The organism is Embleya sp. NPDC001921 (genome assembly GCF_053594475.1).
On record NZ_JBSFEO010000160.1, the window covers coordinates 1 to 1,484 of the forward strand.

Sequence of the window (1,484 nt, forward strand, 5' to 3'; positions counted from 1 at the left end):
GGTGGGGTCGCCGGAGGTGTCGGTGCGCAGCACCAGGGTGTTGACGAAGTACCCCACCAGGTGGTCGAGGGCCTGGTCGGTGCGTCCGGCGATGGGGCTGCCGACGGTGATGTCGCTGCCGGCGCCGAGTTTGGTGAGCAGGGCGGCCAGGCTTGCGTGGAGCACCATGAACAGGCTCGCCCCGGAGCGACGGCCCAGTTCGGCCAACGCCGTGTGCAGTTCCTCGTCCAGCTCGAAGTCGACTCGGGCGCCGTGATGCGAGGCGACGGCGGGGCGCGGCCGGTCGTGGGGGAGCGCCAGTTCGTCGGGAAGGCCGGCCAACGCGCCGGTCCAGTAGGAGAGTTGACGGTTCAGCAGGCTGTCGGGGTCGGTACGGTCGCCGAGCAGTCGATGCTGCCAAAGGGTGTAGTCGGCGTACTGCACCGGCAGAGGTTTCCATCCGGGTCCCTGGTTCCGGCTCCGTGCGGCGTAGGCCGTCGCGAGGTCTCGAGCCAAGGGCTCCAGGGACCAACCGTCGGCCGCGATGTGGTGGATGACGATCAGGAGCACGTGCTCGGTGGGATCGAGCGCGAACAGCTCTGCGCGCAGCGGGCGTTCGGTGACCAGATCGAAGGCGTGTCGAGCGCCATCGGCCAGCCGCGACGCAAGCGTGGCCTCGGTCACCCGGGTGACCGGGAGCGGACGGCGCGCCGCGGACGTACCGATGATCTGCTGGAAGGGGAGGTCGTCGGTCTCCGCAAACACCGTGCGCAGGCTCTCGTGCCGGGCCATGACATCGTCCAACGCCTGGTTCAGCGCGGTTCGATCGAGGACGCCGCTCAGGCGCAGCGCCAGGGGGATGTTGTAGGTGGCGCCGGGGCCCTCCAGACGGTGAAGGAACCACAGTCCTTGCTGTGCGAACGACAGCGGAACCTTCTCCGGGCGGTCGCCGGGAGTCAGCCGCGGCCGTGCTTGTCCCGCTTCGTCCAAGTGGGCCGCCAGGCCGGTGACCGTGGGTGCCTCGAACAGTGTGCGCAGGTTGACGTCGGTGTCCAGGACGGTGCGGATGCGGCTGGTGAGTCGGGTGGCGAGGAGGGAGTGGCCGCCCAGGGCGAAGAAGTCGTCGTCGATTCCGACGGTGGGTACGCCGAGGGTTTCGGCGAACAGCTCGCACAGCACCCGTTCGCGCGGGGTGCGCGGAGGTCGGTCGGTTGTGGTGGTGGTCTTCGGGTCGGGTGCGGGCAGTGCGGCCCGGTCCAGCTTCCCGTTCGGAGTCAAGGGCAGCGCGTCCAACACCGTGAACACCGACGGCACCAGGTGCGAGGGCAACCGGGAGCGCAGACGCCCGCGCAGCGATGCGGTGTCGACACCGGCATCGGCGGCCGGCACGACATAGGCGACGAGTCCGTCCTCGTGCGCGATGACGACGGCTTGGGTGACGGTGGGGTCGGTGGTCAGGGCGGTCTCGATCTCGCCGGGTTCGATCCGGTGTCCGCGGACCTTCA

General features: G+C 69.7%; 1 protein-coding gene. It reads right to left on the bottom strand.

The window, feature by feature from the left end; translation table 11 throughout:
• On the bottom strand, positions 1-1,484 hold a 1,484-nt coding region (locus tag ACWCPW_RS51990), incomplete at both ends, for a condensation domain-containing protein (protein WP_449768688.1).